Here is a 1,130-nt window from a genome sequence, read left to right as displayed (position 1 = left end):
TGATCCACTTTCTCAACGCCATCCTTGGCCCCGATCTCCCGGCCCCCATTACCTGGGTCGAGATCCTCAATCCGTACAACGACAAGGAATTTCTCGACGACAAGCTCAGCATCGTCGACGTCAAGGCACGCGACGCGCGCGATTGTCTCCATCAGATCGAAATCCAGCTCCTCGTCAATCGCGACCTCCTGGCGCGTATCCTCTATACCTGGACCGACCTCTACCGCTCTCAACTGCACAGCGGCGACGATTACGGCACCCTCAAGCCCACCTATGCCATCTGGCTGCTGGGCGAGGACCTGCTGCGCGACCGCCCCGGCTACGCCCACGACTTCCGCCTGCGCGATGCCCACGCCTGCCCGCTCTTCGACCATGGCGGCATCTGGCTGTTGGAGTTGAACAAGTTCCACGCCGAACAGGTCCACACCGAGCAGGAGCGCTGGCTGAAATTCTTCAAAGACGGCGAAGCCCTCGACAGTAGTGCCCTGCCGTCCTGGATGCAGACCCCCGAGATGACGCAAGCCATGAACACCCTCAAGACCTTCTCCGAGAAAGAGCGCGCCTACCACACCTACCAGGCGCGCCAGAACTATCTGCGCGAGCAGCGTGGCATCCAACGTCATCTGGACGAACTGCAGGCGGAAGCCGAGCAGGAGCGGGCGAATGCCGAGCAGGAACGCGCGGCCAAAGAGCAGGAACGCGCGGCCAAAGAGCAGGAACGCGCGGCCAAGGAGCAGGAGCGCGCGGCCAAGGAGCAAGCGTTGCAAGAGAAGTATGCCGCCCTCGCCGAAATCGAGCGCCTCAAAGCCCAACTGCGTGGTCAGGGTCACACGTAGGGCAAGGGCCTACCATCACCCATGAACAAGCCGAGGGTCACTGCAAGCCGAGGGTCAAAGCCGAGGGTCAGGTCTCCCGTTGCACGCCCCAGCGAATTGTCTCCGCCCCTGATGCTGGCTAGACTCTCCCCATGCATCATCCCATTGACCCCAAGATCGACTGCGTGTTCAAGGCCCTGCTGGGGGCCGAGACCAACCGTGCGCTGCTGATCCACTTTCTCAACGCCATCCTTGGCCCCGATCTCCCAGCCCCCATCACCTGGGTCGAAATCCTCAATCCCTACAACGACAAGG

At 61.9% G+C, this 1,130-nt stretch carries 2 protein-coding genes; both read left to right on the top strand.

Annotated elements, in window-relative coordinates; genetic code table 11:
* Positions 1-836: Rpn family recombination-promoting nuclease/putative transposase (locus tag CKO23_RS24835; RefSeq protein WP_200336229.1), on the top strand; the 836-nt coding region annotated here is incomplete at its 5' end.
* 131 nt (positions 837-967) lie between these two features.
* The coding region (locus CKO23_RS24830; protein WP_200336227.1) for a PD-(D/E)XK nuclease family transposase at positions 968-1,130 on the top strand (163 nt) is incomplete at its 3' end.

The sequence above is a fragment of the Thiocystis violacea genome (assembly GCF_016583565.1).
GTDB lineage: Bacteria > Pseudomonadota > Gammaproteobacteria > Chromatiales > Chromatiaceae > Thiorhodococcus > Thiorhodococcus violaceus_A.
The sequence above is the reverse complement of the archived record's forward strand: the minus strand, read 5'-3'. Positions and strand labels throughout refer to the sequence as shown.